A 17,903-nucleotide genomic window follows, 5' to 3' on the forward strand; every position below is an offset into this window, starting at 1 on the left:
GTAGGGTGGGAGGCAGTGACCAGCCGAGGGAGCTGCCAAGATGACCGACTATCGGGCCGAGAAGCAGATCGACCAGGATGTGACCGACGCGTTCACGTACCTCTCTGATCCGGCCAACCTGCCGCAGTACTTCCCGCACATGAAGTCGGCGAAGCTGGTCGCGCCGGAGCTCGTGCGGACCACCGCGGTGGTCGACACCGACGGCGACGGCACCGAGGAGAAGGTCACCGGCGAGGCCTGGTTCCACGCCGACCCCGACGCCCACGAGATCACGTGGGGCTCCCCCGGCTCGGGAGACTACCGGGGCTCGCTCAAGGCGGCGGAGGGCGACGGATCGACCCTGCTCACGCTGCTGATCCACACCACCGACGACCATCCCGGGATCCAGGAGGGCCTGGACGAGGCCCTGAACGCGATCGCCGAACGGCTCGCCGACCAGTCCAGCCGCTAGCTCGGCGCGATCTCGCCGAGGGACGCCGTCCGGTCAGCCCTGCCCGTATCGCAGCAGCGCCACAGCCAGGCAGATCGCCGCGAGGGTGGTGGCGAGCGTCCGGACGAGGTTCCACCGCGCCCAGGCCGCCTCATCGAAGCCGGCCCGCACGCCCGCGAGGTCGGTGATCGTGTCCGGCTCTCCCGCCGCCTTGAGCGCGTTGTTCTTCGGCACGTTCACCGCGACCGTGATCAGGAAGACGATGAGGTAGAGCAGGACCGCGACGAGCGTCCAGCTCAGCGCCGGTCCGCCGGGCCCGGCCAGCAGGGCGGCGGACGCGCCGGTGAGCGCCGGCGCGCCGAGGAAGCCGGTGAGCATGAACCACGGGTTGATGATCGCCCGGTCCAGCGCCTGGAACGCGCCCACGAAGGTCCGGTCGTCGGTGCGCCGCAGGCCCGGCATGACCGTGTGCGAGTACAGCCCGAACACCCCGGCCATGAGCCCCATCGACACCGCCGCCGCGACCAGCACGATCTCGCGTACCGTCTCCATGCCGCCCACTCTGCCAGACGATCACGCCGATGGTGGCGGCCGGTGGCCGGTCAAGTCCAGATAGCACACGGTATGCCGTCGGCGAAGAACTCCGGCTCCGGCGGCAGCGATCCCGCCTGCCCGGCCAGCACCCGGCGCGCGCTCCAGGCGGCGGCCGCCGCGTCCAGCACGTCGTCGACGCCCGCGGTCGCACCCGCCGTGCCCAGGTCACCGGCCGGCAGGACGCCCTCGGCCGCCAGCAGCACCCGCCGCTGCTCGACACCGGCCCAGGACGACTTGCGAAACGCGAGCGGCCCGCCCGCCATCGCCGCGAACGACAGCTCCGGGTGCACCTCGACGACGCGGTGAGTCCTGCCGCGCACCCACCCGTCCACGTCGAGGATCTTGGCGCGCAGGTGGAAGGCCTGCTGCGAGATGCCCTTGAGGCCGAGTTCGCGGTGCACCGCCGCGGCCGCGGCGTAGTCGGCCGCCTCGACCGCCCGGCGCACCGGCGTGATGAACACCGAGGAACGGCGGATGCCCGCCTTCGCGTACGCATGCAGGTCGGCGGCGCGCGGACCGTCGTCAGCCAGGCCGATCGGGATGTCGACGCCCACCACCTCGACGGGGCCGGTCTTCTCGGCCTCGGCGACCAGAGTGGCGATCGTCGCGCCGAAGTGGGCTGTCACGGCATCGCTGTCCAGCACGATGCCCACCCAGCCCGCTCGGCAGGCGTCCACACCCAGCACGCGTCCCGTCACCGCCCCAGCCTGCCACACACGGCGGCGCCGTAGATCTTGTGCAGTCGGTGCTGCTCTGACGACGACAACTGCACAAGATCTACGTTTGCGGCGGGACAGTGGGAGCCGGGGATCGACGGTAGGCTGGCCCGGACCCACCGCTCGGGCCGACATTTCCTGCTCTATCCGGAAGGTGGGCTTCCGTGGCCGACTTCGACGTCCTCGTGCTGGGCGGTGTCGGTGTCGACACCATCGTGCCGGTGCCCGAGCTGACCGTGCCGCCGGGCGACTTCCTGCAGGTGGGACCCATCCGCGACTACGTCGCGCACTCCGGCAACGGGGTCGCGCTCGGCTGCCACGCGCTCGGGCTGCGCACCAAGCTGATCGACTTCCTCGGCGCGGACCCGCTGGGCGAGCTGGTGCTGGCCCGGTACGCCGCGCTCGGCCTGGACTTCAGCCACCTGACCGCGCCGAACGGCACGCCGCGCGCGGTGAACCTGGTCGACCGGGCCGGGCACCGGTTCTCCTTCTTCGACGCCCGCCACCCGGCCGAGCTGACCCTGCCCCGCGACTTCTACCTGCCGTTCCTGTCGCGCACCCGGCACGCGCACGTCGCGTCGGCGCGGGCGGCGGGCGCGTTCGCCGACGCGCACCGGCTTGGCGTCACCACCTCCACCGACCTGCACGCCTGGAGCGGCGAGCACGACTGGATCTGGGCGATGGCCCGCGCCGCCGATCTGGTCTTCCTGAGCGCCCAGGCCGTGCCGGACCGGATCGAGCAGCTCATGCACGACGTCCTGGACACCGGCCGGGCGAGCGTGGTCGTGGCCACGCAGGGTGCCGCAGGCTGCCGGGTGCTCACCCGCGACGAGCCACGGGTGCGCCGATTCCCGGCGGTGCCGCCGGAGCGGCCGGTGGTCGACAGCAACGGCGCGGGCGACGGGTTCAGCACCGCGTTCCTGAGCGGGTGGCTGGCGGGCGGGCCGATCGAGGAGTGCGCGCTGGCCGGGGCGGTGTCCGGCGCCTTCGCCTGCGGCGCGCCCGGCACGCACGAGGAGCTGATGACCGCCGCGCAGCTGGCCGCGGGCGTCGCGCGGGCGAAGGCGGCGGTCAGTCCTTGATCGCCTCGTGTTCGGCCAGGGCGTCGGCGCGCTCCTGCAGCAGCGCGCGGAGCCGGTCGGTGTCGGTGCGGGTGGACGCCGCGTCGGCGCCCAGGTGGAAGTCGCGGTCACGGCCGCGTACCCGGTGGTCCAGGGTGACCCGCAGGCCCAGGTCGGCGTCCCGGCCGACATAGGCCTCGCGGTGGTAGCCGGTCATCGCGACCGGGCGCAGATCCAGCCCCTGGACCAGGCCCAGGACCTCCTGGAGGAACGCGGTCTGGCCGGGCTGGTGCTCGGCCAGGCGGCGGCCGTCGCACAGCAGCCGCGCGTCGGCGTACGGCATCGCGACGCGGCGCTTCTGGGTGACCCGGTTGACCCGCTGCTTGATCTCGACGTAGACGGTGGTCCCGTCACCGATCGTGGCGCGGTCGCCGTAGTGGCGTACCCGCAGCTTGCGCCGGAAGCGCAGGCCCTCGATCTTCTCCCAGTAGAAGCGCAGCTGCCGGGTGTCGTAGTAGACGCTCCAGACGCCGTAGCCGGTCTCGCCCGCGTGGCCGTCCAGGTCGAGCCGGGCGCGCAGCTCCGCACGCAGCGCCGCCAGGCGGGACGTGTGCACCAGGTACTTGATCTCGTAGCGGTTGAACGCGTGCAGCGGGCTGGGCGCCCGCAGCGCGTGCCCTCGATCTTCTGCCGCGTGCGGGGCGTGACCCGGGTCTGGTTCGCCGACGTCGGGCGCGGACGGCGCGGAGCGGGGGCGCAGGCGCATTCGCGGATCGATCCTCTCGGCCGGTGAACTCCGGATGGCGTACAGGTGAACGCACATCCTGAACCGGCAATCTCGGAAGCCTCCACAGAGGATGCTGGGAATTGACTGGGAACGTCCGCAAGACCTCCTGGTGAACAAAGCTCCCGCCATGCCGCGAGAGCAGCGTGACGGGAGCTTCGATCATGGGCGGGTGCCCGCGGTGGGGGCTACTGGAAAGAGATGCTGTCGATCGTGACGGTGGAGCTGCCGCCGTACCAGAAGCCCATGGCCAGCTGGGACGGGGAGTTGCGGTTGATGCCGTTGGCCACCATCGGGATCCTGATGTCCTGGTAGGACGTCGTGATCACCGGGCGCGCGCCGCCGTCGAGGGTGAAGTCGCCGAACACCTTCGTCGCGCCGCCCAGGCCCAGGTTGAAGTGGGCCTGCTCGCCACCGGCCGCGCCCTTGATGCGCACGACCAGGTAGGTCCTGGTGGTCAGGTCGACGCCGACGTCCGAGCCGAACCAGCCGCAGTTGTTGTAGCGCAGGCTCAGCGCCCCGCCGGTGACGACGCCGGAGCCGCCGCCGTCCAGGAAGCAGTTGGCGCCGGTCCACTTGCCGAGGTCGTTCTGGTTCGACGACGGGTAGGCCGGGGTGCCGTCGAAGTTGTCCAGCACCAGGCCGGTCGGCGCGGGCGGGGTCGCATCCGTGGTCACGGACACCGCATTGCTCGCCGCCGAGCGGTTACCTGCCGCGTCCCGCGCCTTGACCGTGTACGAGTACGCGGTCGACGCGGTCAGCCCGGTGTCGGTGAACGAGGTGCCGGTCGGGCTGCCGACCAGGGTCGACCCGCGGAACACCTCATAGCCCGTCACCGCGACGTTGTCGGTCGACGCGGTCCAGGACAGGCTGACCGTGGTGTCCGACTTGCCGGTCGTCGACAGGGTCGGCGCGCTCGGGGCGGTGCAGTCCCCCGAGCAACCGGTGGTCGTCGCCGACACGGTGGCCGAGGTGCCCGAGGCGTTGCCCGCCGCGTCCACCGCCCGGACCGCGTACTGGTAGGTCTGCCCCGGCGAGCGCCCGGTGTCGGTGAGCGTGGTCCCGGCCGAGGTGCCGACCTGCACGCCGTTGCGCAGCACCTGGTAGCCGGTCACCCCGACGTTGTCGGTCGCGGCCGACCAGGACAGGGACACGCTGGTGTCGGTCACGCCGGTCACCGCCAGGCCGGCGGGCGTGGACGGCGCGGTGCAGTCACCGGTGCAGGTGCCGACGGTGACAGCGGTGGACAGCACGTTGTAGCCGTTGGTCGCGTCCCAGGTGCCGGTGTTGGCCAGGCGGACGGAGTACTCCGGCCGGGACTGGAGCCCGGCAGCGGCGTCGGGCAGCCACAGCGCCAGCTTGTACGTGCCCGCCGTGACGTTGCCGGGCACCGCGGCGTTGGCGGTGACCGTGCTCGCCCCGGGCAGCCAGGCGCGCGGGTCGACGCCGTTCAGCGGCAGGTTGTAGCGCTGGGTGGCGCTGTGCAGCACGAGGTGGACGGGCCGGGTCCGGATCAGGCCGGACCAGCCGTCGTTGCTCAGGTGCGCCGTGAAGGCGAGGTTCGTGCCGGGCGTGACGGACGTGGGGAAGGTCGCGTCCTGCAGCCGCAGCCGGTAGCCGAGTTTGCGCTTGATGCGCACGAAGCAGGTCTCCGCCGGGTCGTTGCCGGCGGCGGCCAGGTTCGCGGCCTTCCACTTGTCGGTGTTGACCGCCGCGTAGTCCTCGTTGATCTCGCTGAAGTTCAGCCTGTTCATCTCGGTCTGCGCGTTGACGCAGGCGGCGTCGTTGTAGCCGTCCGAGCCGCAGGTCTCCCCGCCGACCATCTTGTTGAACCCGGTCGAGGTGGCCAGGTCGTACATCCACTGCTTCTTCTGCTCGATGTAGTACCAGCCCATCCAGGACGGGTTGTCGTAGGTGCCCATGTCGTTGACGTCGGCCAGGAAGCAGTCGTTGTGGAAGCCGACGCGGTCCTTCTGCGCCTGGGTGATCGTGCAGCCGCCGGGCACGACGCAGCTGGTCGGGTCGACCACCTCCTTGATGTAGATCGGGTAGCGCATGACCACCGGCATGCTCGCCGGGGTGGTGTCGAGGATCTTCTTGGCGATGCGGTATCGGGCGGGCGCCTCCTCGACCGAGGACGGGTTGGTCAGGGTGCCGGTGTGCCACTCGCCCCAGGCGCCGAGATAGCCGGTCTCCAGGTGCAGCACGACGTCGGCGTTCGCGGTGATCACCGCGTTGACCTGGCCAATGTGCTCCAGGATGCGGGACTCGTCGACGCTGGCGTAGCCGTCCCAGGTGTACGCGGGGCGCAGCACGATCTTCATACCCGCTGCCCGGACTGCGGCCAGGCCGGAGGCCAGGTTGTCGAGCAGGGCCTGCGGCAGCGGGGCCGTCTTGTACTTGTCCAGGTGCAGGTAGCTGTGGATCAGCCGGTTGCCGTTGTTCTTCGCCCGGGTGAAGGTGCGGTCGAGCAGGTCGGGGTTGAAGCCGGGGATGGTGGCGGCGTCGACGTAGTCGTTGACCGCCGGGTCGTTGATGATCTCGTAGCGGTTGTGGTAGCCGCGTTCGGGGTTGGCGAACGCGGTGGCCAGGTCAGCGGTGTAGGTGAACGTGGCGGCCTGCGCGGGTGCGGCGGGCAGCGCCACGACCGCGACGGCGGCCAGTAACGTTGTCGCGATGGACATCCGCAGTGAGCGGGTGGACATGGTGGCCTTCCTGATCATCGGGAGGGTAGGCCGCCTGGCCGGGTCGGGAGCCCTGCCAGGCGGCCGGGCTGCTACTGGAACGTGATGTGGTCGATGGAGATGGTGGAGCTGCCGCCGTACCAGAAGCCCATGGCCAGCTGGGACGGGGAGTTGCGGTTGATGCCGTTGGCCACCATCGGGATCTTGATGTCCTGGTAGGACGTCGTGATCACGGGGTGTGCGCCGCCGTCGAGGGTGAAGTCGCCGAAGACCTTCGTCGACCCGCCCAGGCCCAGGTTGAAGTGGGCCTGCTCGCCGCCTGCGGCGCCCTTGATCCGCACCACGAGATACGTGTACGAGGACAGGTCCACGCCGACGTCCGAGCCGAACCAGCCGCAGTTGTCGTAGCGCAGGCTCAGCGCTCCCCCGGTGACGACGCCGTTGCCGCCGCCGTCCAGGAAGCAGTTGCCGCCGGTCCACTTGCCCAGGTCGTTCTGGTTCGACGACGGGTACGCGGGCGTGCCGTCGTAGTTGTCCAGCACGAGCCCGGTGGGCGGCTGCGGTGCGGCGCTGGTGGTCACCGACACCGTGTTGCCGGCCGCCGAACGGTTGCCCGCCGCGTCTCGTGCCTTGACCGTGTACGAGTACGCGGTCGACGCGGTCAGCCCGCTGTCGGTGTACGTGGTCCCCGCCGGGCTGCCGACCAGCGTCCCACCTCGGAACACCTCGTAGCCGGTCACGCCGACGTTGTCGGTCGCGGCCGACCACGACAGGGACACGCTGGTGTTCGTCACGCCGGACACCGCGAGGCCGGCCGGGGCCGACGGCGCGGTGCAGTCACCGGTGCAGGTCCCCGAGGTGCTGACTGCGCCGAGGTCGACCCAGCCGTCCGCGCCCTGGTTGGCGTTGGCGAACGACAGCGGCAGGCGTGGCCGCCACTGGTCGATGATCCAGTCGGTGAGCCTGCTGGCGGCGGGGCGGGCGCGCAGCACGTCCGCGGTGACCGCCTCCAGCGGGTTGCGTACCTTCAGGACCAGGCTGTAGCTGCCCGCGGGCACACCCGCGGTGCTGACGGTGGTGGAGAAGTCGACCGGCCGGCCGAAGTCGAGATACTTCGGATCGGCGCCCACGTTCCAGTCCGGGAACGCCCGGATCTTCAGCGGCTGCACTCCGCGCAGGTCCCACGGGGTGTCCCAGGTCTTCACGACGGCGCCCGCGCTGTTGCGCAGGCCGAGCTGCACCGTCCAGGGGTAGTAGAACGGGGCCACGCCGTCGTTCTGGACCGTCACGCCGACCTTGAGGCTGCCCGACGCGGTGGCGTTGAAGTTGGCCTGCGGGATGTGCAGGTTGTAGCCCAGCTTGCGGATGCCCGCGGCCACCTTCGGATCGGTGGGGCTGTAGCCGCCCGCACCGGTCTGGTTGATCATCCAGGTGATGTGGGTCAGCTCGGTCGCGGCGAGCACGTCGTCGACCTGCCCGGACCCGCCCGGCCAGTTGGCGTAGAGCTGCCCTTGGATCTCCGGCCGGGCCTCGCCGCCGATGGACTGGGTGACCCACCGGTTCTCGGTGCCGGTGTTGAGCTGGAGCTGCAGGAACGCGTCCGCCCAGCCGTTCATCGACATGGGCAGCGTCATGCTCTTGAGCTGCCCGCCCTCGCGGAACTCCTTGTACGGCCAGGAGTCGTCGTGGAAGCCGATGTTCGCGGTCTCCGTGCCCGCCAGCGGGTAGCGGACCTCCAGCTGGATGTTGTCGAACGCGGTGTCGTACGCCCCGATGAGGGTGCGGATGGTGGCGTCGGTCGGCATCAGGTCCGGGTAGCCGTCGGCCAGATCCCGGTCATAGGGCCAGGTATGCCACTCGCCCCACAGCCCGACCAGGCCCAGCGACATGTACCCGATGCGTGGGTCGGCGGTGCCGCCCGGCCCGGCCTTGTCGTAGCGGGCCGCGAACGCGTTGATGAAGGTGACCAGCGCGTTGATCACGTCCGGGTCGTCGTAGTCGGGGCTGACGGTGCCCCAGAACCCGTTGGTGCGCAGCGCCATCTTGCCGTTGAGGCACGGCGGGATGCCGTTGCCGGGGTGGGTGCCGCTGCCGCCGGGGTATTCCAGGTAGAACCGGAACGCGACCTGGCGGCTCCAGACGGCCGCCTCGTCGAGGGCCTTCTCGAACACGCTCCAGTCGATGTTCGCGCAGTTGGCCGGGTCCTTCATCACCTCGTTGAGGGCGAAGTAGCTCCAGACCAGTCCCCCGGGGAACTTCGTCGACAGGTTGTCGCCGGGGAACAGGTAGGGGGCGATGCCCTTCAGGGGCTGGCCGAGCGGCGCGTCGGCGTACGCGTAGGTGTGCGTGGTGAGGCTGGTGTCCGGGCCGGGACCGGCCGGCGGGCGCGGCGGCGGGCCCGCCGGTGCCGCTGTCGCGCCGGTGCCGGCGGACACGGCCACGAGCAGCGCTGCCGCGGTGGCCGCGAGCAGCTTGCGTAGCGAGGGCATGGACGTTGTTCCTTTCAACGGGACGAGGTGCAGGAACAGCGGTGCGGGGCGGTGTCAGCGGGTGGTGACGGTGCCCAGGTGCAGCCAGCCGGAGTGGGTGTCCTGGCCGGTGTTGGCGAAGCGCAGCGGGATGCCCTGGGGCAGCGGGTTGGCCACCCGCAGGACGATGTCGTACGTGCCGCGCCGCAGCCCACGGGTGTTGATCGGGGTGGTCAGCTCGGCCGGGTCGGCGCCGGGCTGGATGCCGGCGACGTTCCAGGAGGTCTTCCAGCGGGCGGCGACGCGACCCGCGGCGTCGATCGCGGCCAGCTCGGCCTGCCACGGGTAGTAGAAGGGCGCGGTGCCGCGGTTGGCGACGCGCACCGACACCCGCTGCGCGCCGACGGCGGCCTCGGTGACGGTCAGCTCGTAGCCGAGCGAGCGGGCGGCGTCCAGGGCGCGGAAGTACTCCTCGCCGGTGTAGCCGGTGGCGAAGGCCTGGTGGTTGATCAGCCAGGAGGCGTGCGTCTGGTCGACCGAGGCGGCGTAGTCCTCGTACTGGCCGCAGCTGACGGGCTGCTCGAACAGGCAGTTCTGGATCTCGGGGCGCAGCTCGCCGCCGACGGGCTCGGTGCGCCACTTGTCGGTGACGCCGTTGTCGATGAGGCGCTGCACGAAGTGCCAGGAGGTCGGCGGCAGCGTCTCGAACGCGAACGAGTCGTCGTGGTAGCCGATCGGCAGCTCCTTGTTCTCCGCGCTCGGGTAGCGGGCCAGCAGCCGGGTCTTGTCGAACGAGCCGTCGAAGGCGGCCAGGATGCGGGTCTGGATCTCGCTGTTCGGCATCCAGTTCTCGGGCTTGGTCCAGCCGTCGTACGGCCAGGTGTGCCACTCGCCCCAGAAGCCGATCAGGCCGAGCGTGACGAAGCCGATGCGCGGGTCGCCGTCGTAGCGGCGGCCGAACGCGGTGATGAAGTTCTCCAGCGCGCTGACCAGGCGCGGGTCGCTGTAGTCGGGGGCGACGCTGACGCCGTTGTTGCCGAACTCGTCGTAGGCGTGGGTGGTCAGGCCCTGGTCGAGCAGGTACTGCGGGATGCCGGTGGGCTTGCCCGGGTAGTCGAGGTAGAACCGGAACACGCCCTGGTGCCCGCGCGCGGCGATGGTGTTCAGCTGCCGCTCCAGCGCGGTCCAGCGGAACTCGTCCGGGCCGGTCATCACGTCGCGCAGCGGCAGGTAGAACCACTCCATGCTGTGCGGGAAGTCGTCGTAGCTGCCCGCGAACGGCAGGAACCCCTTGAGCGGGTTGTCGGCCGGGGCCGGGGCGTAGGACAGGGCCGTCCACTGGGGCGCGGCCGGGGCGGGGGTGGCCACCGCGGGGGTGGCGGCGGCCACGGTGAGGGTGGCCAACAGCGCGACGGTGAGTCGCACGGCTCTTCTCATGACTGTTTCCTCGCAGGGTGATATGGCCGGCCGGGCGGGTGCCCGGCCGGATCTTCGGTGGGTATGGGGGCTAGCTGACGGTGATCCGGTCGATGTCCGGTGCCCAGCCGCTCGGGTTGCCGATCGTGATCGTGTTGCTGCCTGCGGCCAGGTTGAGCGTGAACGAGGCGGAGCCGACGGTGTCCCAGTTCGCGGTGGCCGGGAAGTTGACGGTCTGCCCGTTGATCACCGCACTGCGGGCGGCGGCGGAGGTGTAGTAGACCGTCACCGTCTTCGCGCCGCCGGTGCCTCCCGCGACACCATTGAAGGCGAGGGTCGCGCCGTTGCCGACGTACCCGACCTTCGACCCGCCCGAGCAGGCCCCGCACGCCGCGACGACGGCGGTGCCGGTCCGGGTGTTGCCCGACGCCTCGGCCTCGTAGCTCGCCGGACCCGTGCCGCCGCCGCTGGTGGCGACGGTGATCCGGTCGATGTCGGGCGCCCAGCCGCTCGGGTTGCCGATCGTGATCGTGTTGCTGCCTGCGGCCAGGTTGAGCGTGAACGAGGCGGAGCCGACGGTGTCCCAGTTCGCGGTCGCCGGGAAGTTCACCGTCTGCCCGTTGATCACCGCGCTGCGGGCCTCTGCCGAGGTGTAGTAGACCGTCACCGTCTTCGCGCCGCCGGTGCCTCCCGCGACACCATTGAAGGCGAGGGTCGCGCCGTTGCCGACGTACCCGACCTTCGACCCGCCCGAGCAGGCCGCGCACGCCGCGACGGCGGCGGTGCCGGTCCGGGTGTTGCCGGACGCCTCGGCCTCGTAGCTGGTGGTGCCACTGCCGCCGCTCGCGGACGTGGTGACGGTCAGCGGCGACGAGGCGGCCGAGTGGTTGCCCGCGGCATCGTACGCCTTGACCGTGTACGTGTACGCGGTCGACGCGTTCAGGCCGCTGTCGGTGTACGTGGTGCCCGCCGAGGTGCCGACGGCGGTGCCGCCGCGCAGGATCTGGTATCCGGTCACCCCGACGTTGTCCGTGGAACCGTTCCAGCTCAGCGACACCGACGACGCGGTCTGGCCGGTGCTGTTCAACCCGGACGGCGTGCTCGGGGCGGTGGTGTCACCGCCGCCGGTGCCGACCGTGGTCGCGCCGAGGGTGAGCCAGCCGTCGGCCTGCTGGGTGGCGTTGGCGAAGCGCAGCTTCCTGGCGGCCGCGTTGACCGCCTCCAGGGGGTTCCTGACCCGCATGACCCACTGGTAGTCGCCCGAGGCGACGCCGCTGAGGCTCACCGAGGTCTGGAAGTACTGCGGGTAGCCGTAGGCGCGGTAGCTCGGGTCGGCGCCCACGTTCCAGTCGGGGAAGTTGCGGATCTGCAGCGGCTGCACGGTGCGCAGGTCCCAGCTGGTGTCGAAGGTGCGTACGACGGTCCCGGCGCTGTTCTTCAGGCCGAGCACGACCGTCCACGGGTAGTAGAACGGGGCCACGCCGGTGTTGGAGATCTGCACGCCGACGTTGGTGGTGCCGCTCGCGGTGTTCTTGTAGTACGCGTTGTCGACGGTCAGGTTGTAGCCCATCAGGCGCACCGCGGCGGCCACGTTGGCGTCGCCGGCGGCGTAGTTGCCGCTCTGCTCGTTGATCATCCAGGTGGCGTGGTCCAGCTCGATGCACGCCTTGAGGTTGTCGACCGCGCCGGAGCCGTTGGGCCAGTACTGGAACGCGGTGGACTGGATCTCCGGGCGCAGCTCGCCGCCCATCGAGCTGGTGATCCACTTGTTCTCGGTGCCGACGTCGAGCTTGCGCTGCAGCTGGGCGTACGACGCGCCGCCCATGGACATGGGCAGGCTGACGCCCTGCAGCGGCGAGCCCTCGCGGAAGCAGAACGAGTCGTCGTGGTAGCCGATGTCGCGCGAGTTCGCCGCTCCCCCGGCCGCGTCCGGGTAGCGGATCTCCAGCTTGGTGGTGTTGAACGCGGCGTCGAAGGCCGCCACGAGCTGCGCGCCGTTGGCGTCGGTGGGCATGTAGTTGGGCAGGCCGTCGGCGGTGTCGGTGTCGTACGGCCAGGTGTGCCACTCGCCCCAGAGCCCGACCAGGCCCATGTGGATGAACCCGAGGCGGGGGTCGCCGTCGTAGCGGGCACCGAACGCGGCGATGAAGTTCTTCATCGCGTTGAGCAGGAACGCGCTGTCGTAGTCGGGGTGGGTGACGTTCCAGTACGTGTCGCTGCGCATGGCGACGTTTCCGTTGAAGCAGCTCGGGATGGCGTTGGCCGGGTGGCTGCCGGTGCCGCCGGGGTAGGTCAGGTAGATCCGGATCGCGGCCTGGTTCCCGTAGCCGGCCGTCTCGGCCAGCATGCTGTCGATGATCGACCAGTTGTAGCTGCCGCAGTTCGAGGCGCTGGTCATGATCTCGGAGAGGCCGAAGTAGCCCCAGGTCAGCGAGTGCGGGTAGCCGGTGTTCTGGTTGCCGCCGGGGTTGTAGAACTTCGCCCAGCCCTTGAGCGGGTTGTCGACCGGGCCGGGCGCCGCGCTCAGCGCGTGGACCTGCAATGTCGGGTCGGGACTGGCCGGGGCCGCCGGGCGCGGCGGGGGTCCGGCGGGTGCGGCCTGGGCCGCGCCGGGTGCGATCAGGACGAGGGCGGCGCCTAGTACGGCGGCGCCGAGCGCGGCCGCGACGCGGCCACGGGGACGTGAATTCATGCGGTTCTCCGTGCGGGAGTGGGGCGTAGCTGCGGGTGTGCGGCGCGCGTGCCGGACTCAGCACGAGCGGCTGTGCGGGTGGTGTAGACCCCGACGCGCAGGTCGGAGCTGGTGCGCAGTGCTACGAGACCTCTCGCTTGCTCCCGTTGTTGCCGAAGCAATACGAAGAGGTGTTGACAAAATTTCGAAGGTCTACATCATTATTCGAGAGCGGGGCGGCTGGCAAGAGCCGACCGATAGACGGATCCGAGGACGTGGATGAGCTCGACAAAACCGCGAGACGACCGCCGGGCGGCATGGTGGTTCCTGCTGCCCGTGCTGGTGGGATTCGCCGTCTTCTACGGCTACCCCGCCGCCCGGGGCCTGTGGTACTCGGTCACCGACTACACGATGCTCAACACCCCGTCGTACGTCGGCGCCGAGAACTACACCAAGCTCGTGCAGGACGAGAAATTCTGGAACGCGCTGCTGGTCACCGGCTGGTACGTGGTGCTGAACATCGGGTCGCAGACGCTGCTGGCCCTGGGCATCGCGACGCTGATGCACCGGCTGACCCGCTCGGTCGTGCTGCGGGCCACGCTGCTGCTGCCCTGGCTGGTGCCGAACGTGACCATCGGCCTGCTCTGGATGTGGCTGCTGGACACCAACCTCGGGTTCGTCAACCAGCTGCTGCACACCGTCGGCTGGGGCCCGGTCGGCTTCTTCACCGACGAGACCTGGGCGATGCCGACGGTCGCGGGCATCAACACCTGGGCCTACACCGGCTACACGGCGCTGCTGCTCTACGCCGGGATGCTGCAGATCCCGCAGTACCTCTACGAGGGCGCGTCGATCGACGGCGCCGGCGAGTGGCGCATGTTCCGCCGCATCACGCTGCCGCTGCTGCGACCCGTGCTGGCGCTGGTGCTGGTCGTGTCGCTGATCGGCTCGTTCCAGATCTTCGACACCATCGCCGTCACCACCAAGGGCGGCCCGGTCTCCGCCACGCAGGTCATCTACTACTTCATCTACCTGCAGGCATTCAAGTACTTCCACATGGGCTACGCCGCCGCGGCGGCGGTGTTCCTGGCGCTGATCCTCGGCGTGCTCACCGCGATACAGATGCGCCTGCTGCGCGCGTCCCGCTCGGACCTGGCGTGAAGGGGCAGACCGTGACGAAGAAGCTCAACCCCGGCCGGTTCCTCGCCTGGGCCGCGATGATCGTGGTGATCCTGGCGACGGTCTTCCCGTTCTGGTGGATGGTCCGCACCGCGCTCACCCCGGCCGCCGACATCTACACCGACAACCTCGGCCTGCTGCCCGAGCACCCGACCCTCATCAACTTCCTGCGGGTGCTCGGCCTGACCAGCGAGGCGGAGAACCGCGCCGCCGGCGGCTCCGGCGCGCAGCTCGACTTCGCGGCGTACCTGGTGAATTCGATCATCTACTGCGGACTGATCGCGGCCCTGCAGACGCTGTTCTGCGCGATGGCGGGGTACGCGTTCGCCCGGCTGCGCTTCCCGGGGCGCGACCTGGTGTTCGCGATCGTGATCGCGGCGCTGATGGTGCCGCCGATCTTCACGCTGCTGCCGAACTTCGTGCTGGTCAAGGACCTCGGCCTGATGAACACCATGGCCGGCATGGTCGCCCCGACCCTGCTGATGACGCCGTTCGCGGTGTTCTTCCTACGCCAGTTCTTCCTGTCGCTGCCCCGCGACGTGGAGGAGGCGGCGATCCTCGACGGCAACGGGCCGTGGGGCATCTTCTGGCGCATCGCGCTGCCGATGAGCCGCGGCCCGCTGATCACCATCGGGCTCACCACCATCGTGTGGGCCTGGAAGGACTACCTGTGGCCGCTGCTGGTCGGCCGGGACGAGGACAACCGCCTGGTCACCGTCGCGCTCGGGGTGTTCCTCCAGCAGTCGCCCAACACCCAGCCCGACTGGACCGGCCTGATGGCCGCCTCGACGCTGTCGGTCCTGCCCGTGCTGCTGCTGCTCGTCTTCGTGGGCAAGCGGCTGGTCCAGTCCCTGAACTTCACCGGAAGCAAGTGACCGTTACACCCCACCGCACCACCACCCCCTGAGAAAGAAGGATCAGATGAACCGTGTGACCCGGGCCGGGGCGGCGCTGCTGTCCCTGGCCGTGGCGGCCGGCCTGGCCGCGTGCAGCCAGTCCGAGGAGCCCGGCACGGGCGAGGCGGTGACGCTGAACTACTGGCTGTGGGACGACAACCAGAAGGCGTCCTACCAGCAGTGCGCCGACGCGTTCACCAAGGCCAACCCGAACATCACCATCAAGATCAGCCAGTCGGCGTGGAACGAGTACTGGCAGAACCTCACCACGCAGATCGCGGCCGGGGACGCGCCGGACGTGTGGACCAACCAGGGCTCGTACTACCCGCAGTTCGTCAGCTCGGGGCAGATCCTCGACATCCAGCCCTACGTCACCAAGGACGGCGTCGACCTGTCGCAGTACCAGGGCGGCCTGGCCGACCTGTTCACCAAGGGTGACCAGCGCTTCGGCCTGCCGAAGGACTGGGACACCATGGCCCTGGTCTACAACGCCGACCACCTCAAGGCGCAGGGCCTGGACGCCGCCGCGCTGGCGAACCTGACCTGGAACCCGGCCGACGGCGGCACCTTCGAGCAGGCCATCGCCAAGGCGACGGTGGACGAGAAGGGCCGCAACGGCCTCGACCCGGCCTTCGACAAGACCAAGGTCAAGGTGTTCGGCTTCCTGCCCGAGTGGGCCGACGGCTCGCAGGGCCAGAACGGCTGGGGCAACCTGGCCGCCAGCAACGGGTTCACCTACCTGGACAAGAACCCGTGGGGCACCCAGTACAGGTACGACGACCCGAAGCTGGCCGAGACCATCGACTGGTTCAAGAAGCTGATCGACAAGGGCTACAGCCCCGCGCTGGACAAGGCCTCCACGCTCAGCCGGGACTCCCTGCTCAACGCCGGTAAGGGCGCGATCACCTTCGCCGGTTCCTGGATGATCAACAGTTACCTGGGCGAGGGCGCGAAGCTCAAGTTCGCGTTCGCGCCGCTGCCGGCCGGCCCGCAGGGCCGCAAGACGGCCATCAACGGCCTGTCCGACGCGATCTGGGCCGGCACCAAGCACAAGGACGAGGCCTGGCAGTGGGTCAAGTTCCTGGGCTCGGCCGAGTGCCAGAACATCGTCGGCGGCAACGGCGTGGTCTTCCCGGCCATCAAGGCCGCCAGCGAGAAGGCGCTGGCCGCGCACACCGCCAAGGGCCGCGACGTGAAGGTGTTCGTCGACGAGGCGGCGGCGCCCGGCGGCACGTTCTTCGTGCCGATCACCGAGCACGGCAACGAGATCAGCCAGACCGTCCAGGACGCCATCCAGTCCGCGATCCTCGGCCAGGCCAGCTCGGCCGACGCGCTGAAGAAGGCCAACGACCAGGTCAACGCGCTGTTCAAGTAGGCGCCGCGCCAACCGTGTCACCGCGGCGGGCCGGGATCACCGGCCCGCCGCGCCGCAATCCTCGTCGCATCGCACCTGTCTAGGAGAACCATGGCACTGCTCATCGAGCTCGCCGGCCACACCTTCGCCCTCGAACATGACGGACCCGGCAGCCCGCTCGCAGCCGACGGGGGCCTGATTCTTCCACCGGGACGCGTCGCGCTCCTGCACGGACTCGGCGACGTGCCGTTCTACCGGCACGGCTACAACTCGTGGAGCCCGTGCGGGTGGCGGCGGCTGTCGGAGCCGCCGCTGCGGATCGCCAACCCCCAGCGCCGCGTCACCGCCGACGACGACGCCTGGGACGACCCCGCCCGCCACCACTCCTCGGCCGTGGCCGCGCTCGACGCCGGGGACGGCAACGTGCTGCTGCTGGGCGCGCTGGGGCTGGGCGTGCCGCGCCTGTCGGCCGACCGGGACACCCTCGCCGGGTGGTACGAGACCGGCGGGCAGCCCTGGTTCGCCGCCTACGGCCCGGAGGACGAGGTGTTCGCGGCGTACACCCGGCAGCTCGCGCAGCGGCTGGGCAGCAGCGGGCGCCGCGCCGGCAACGTCTGGTGCTCCTGGTACGCCTACTACGAGACCATCACCGAGCAGCAGCTGTTCAAGGACGTCGACGACCTGCGCGGGCTGCCGTTCGACGTGGTGCAGGTCGACGACGGCTGGGAGCGGCTGGTCGGCGACTGGGAGCCCAACCACAAGTTCCCGTCCGGCATGAAGGCGCTGGCCGGCCGCATCACCGACGCCGGGATGACCGCCGGGCTGTGGCTGGCCCCGTTCATCGCGCTGCCGACCTCGGACCTGGCCCGTCAGCACCCGGAGCTGCTGCTGCGCGACGGCCGCGGCGAGCCGGTGATCGCCGGGCACAACTGGGGCACCGGCTACCACGCCCTCGACCTGTCCCGCCCGGCCACCCGCGACTACCTGGTCGAGCTGACCCACCGGGTGGTGCACGAGTGGGGCTTCAAGTACCTGAAGCTCGACTTCGTCAACGCGGGCGCGGCGCCCGGCGCCCGCGACGGCGGCGCGGAGCGCGAGCAGAGCTACCGCGACGCGCTGACGCTGATCCGGCAGGTCGCCGGGGACGACGTGTACCTGCTCGGCAGCGGTGCCATGCTGCTGCCGTCGCTGGGGGTGCTCGACGGGATGCGCAGCGGCCCGGACGTCGCGCCGATGTGGCAGAACTACGCCAGCGACGACCCGTCGGACGCGATGGCGCGCAACGCCGTGGTGAACACGGTGCACCGGCTGTGGCAGCAGCCGCTGGCCGAGGTCGATCCGGACGTCATCTACTTCCGCAGCCGGCTCAACCTGCTCACCGAGCAGCAGCTGGTGTGGCTGCGCGATCTGGCCGACATCTGCGGGTTCCGGGCCGTGTCCGATCCGCCGAGCTGGCTGAGCCCCACCGAGCTGGAGGACATGACCGGATACCTGGCCGCTCGGCCGGAGATCCGGCGGCTGGGCCGATACCGGTACACAGTGGATGGGCGCGAGACTGACTTCGGTCCGGCGATCACACCGGCGGCGCAGGCATACCCCATCTCGTGACGCCGCGGCGGCGGGACCCGCAGCCGGGTCCCGCCGCCAGGG

13 protein-coding genes are annotated in these 17,903 nt (G+C 70.3%); 6 read left to right on the forward strand and 7 right to left on the reverse strand.

Translation table 11 applies throughout. The features are described from left to right. The first annotated feature begins 40 nt into the window (after positions 1-40). On the forward strand, positions 41-451 hold the full coding sequence (locus CS0771_RS31445; RefSeq protein WP_212844381.1) for an SRPBCC family protein: 411 nt from the start codon (positions 41-43) through the stop codon (positions 449-451). A 33-nt stretch (positions 452-484) separates the two neighbouring features. Here the strand turns inward: CS0771_RS31445 and CS0771_RS31450 are convergent, their stop codons facing one another. Further along, positions 485-982, reverse strand: a complete 498-nt coding sequence (locus CS0771_RS31450; protein WP_212844382.1) for a DUF1772 domain-containing protein — start codon at positions 980-982, stop codon at positions 485-487. 50 nt (positions 983-1,032) lie between these two features. After that, positions 1,033-1,722: a DUF429 domain-containing protein gene (locus CS0771_RS31455; protein WP_212844383.1), complete on the reverse strand. Its 690-nt coding sequence runs from the start codon at positions 1,720-1,722 to the stop codon at positions 1,033-1,035. A gap of 182 nt (positions 1,723-1,904) precedes the next feature. On the opposite strand from CS0771_RS31455, the gene CS0771_RS31460 reads away from it, so the two are divergent. Beyond that, entirely contained in the window at positions 1,905-2,822 is a 918-nt protein-coding gene (locus tag CS0771_RS31460; RefSeq protein ID WP_212844384.1) for a carbohydrate kinase family protein, read from the forward strand. Here CS0771_RS31460 and CS0771_RS31465 read toward each other — a convergent pair. The 5 genes from CS0771_RS31465 to CS0771_RS31490 all read right to left on the reverse strand — a co-directional run bounded on the left by CS0771_RS31465 (position 2,812) and on the right by CS0771_RS31490 (position 12,845). Continuing rightward, on the reverse strand, positions 2,812-3,567 hold the full coding sequence (locus CS0771_RS31465; RefSeq protein WP_212844385.1) for a polyphosphate polymerase domain-containing protein: 756 nt from the start codon (positions 3,565-3,567) through the stop codon (positions 2,812-2,814). The two genes, CS0771_RS31460 and CS0771_RS31465, sit on opposite strands and share 11 nt — an antisense overlap. Positions 3,568-3,773: 206 nt before the next feature. Further along, positions 3,774-6,290, reverse strand: a complete 2,517-nt coding sequence (locus CS0771_RS31470) for a DUF4832 domain-containing protein (RefSeq protein WP_212844386.1) — start codon at positions 6,288-6,290, stop codon at positions 3,774-3,776. A gap of 71 nt (positions 6,291-6,361) precedes the next feature. Beyond that, complete coding sequence (locus CS0771_RS39535) at positions 6,362-8,758, reverse strand: DUF4832 domain-containing protein (RefSeq protein WP_212844387.1); 2,397 nt, start codon at positions 8,756-8,758, stop codon at positions 6,362-6,364. 54 nt (positions 8,759-8,812) lie between these two features. Further along, positions 8,813-10,174, reverse strand: coding sequence for a DUF4832 domain-containing protein (locus CS0771_RS31480; protein WP_212844388.1), 1,362 nt, complete (start codon positions 10,172-10,174; stop codon positions 8,813-8,815). 70 nt (positions 10,175-10,244) lie between these two features. Beyond that, positions 10,245-12,845, reverse strand: a complete 2,601-nt coding sequence (locus tag CS0771_RS31490; RefSeq protein ID WP_244871147.1) for a DUF4832 domain-containing protein — start codon at positions 12,843-12,845, stop codon at positions 10,245-10,247. A gap of 258 nt (positions 12,846-13,103) precedes the next feature. Between CS0771_RS31490 and CS0771_RS31495 the strand changes: the two genes are divergently transcribed. The 4 genes from CS0771_RS31495 (at position 13,104) to CS0771_RS31510 (ending at position 17,861) form a co-directional block, all read left to right on the forward strand. Beyond that, a complete protein-coding gene (locus tag CS0771_RS31495; RefSeq protein ID WP_212844389.1) occupies positions 13,104-13,985 on the forward strand; it encodes a carbohydrate ABC transporter permease in 882 nt (293 codons plus the stop codon). An 11-nt stretch (positions 13,986-13,996) separates the two neighbouring features. Beyond that, entirely contained in the window at positions 13,997-14,878 is an 882-nt protein-coding gene (locus CS0771_RS31500; protein WP_239125935.1) for a carbohydrate ABC transporter permease, read from the forward strand. A 46-nt stretch (positions 14,879-14,924) separates the two neighbouring features. Continuing rightward, positions 14,925-16,274 (forward strand): sugar ABC transporter substrate-binding protein, encoded by a 1,350-nt coding sequence (locus CS0771_RS31505; protein WP_212844390.1) that lies wholly within the window; start codon positions 14,925-14,927, stop codon positions 16,272-16,274. A gap of 90 nt (positions 16,275-16,364) precedes the next feature. Continuing rightward, positions 16,365-17,861, forward strand: a complete 1,497-nt coding sequence (locus tag CS0771_RS31510; protein WP_212844391.1) for a glycoside hydrolase family 36 protein — start codon at positions 16,365-16,367, stop codon at positions 17,859-17,861. The last annotated feature ends 42 nt before the right edge of the window (positions 17,862-17,903 follow it).

This window comes from Catellatospora sp. IY07-71, assembly GCF_018326265.1.
Taxonomy (GTDB): domain Bacteria; phylum Actinomycetota; class Actinomycetes; order Mycobacteriales; family Micromonosporaceae; genus Catellatospora.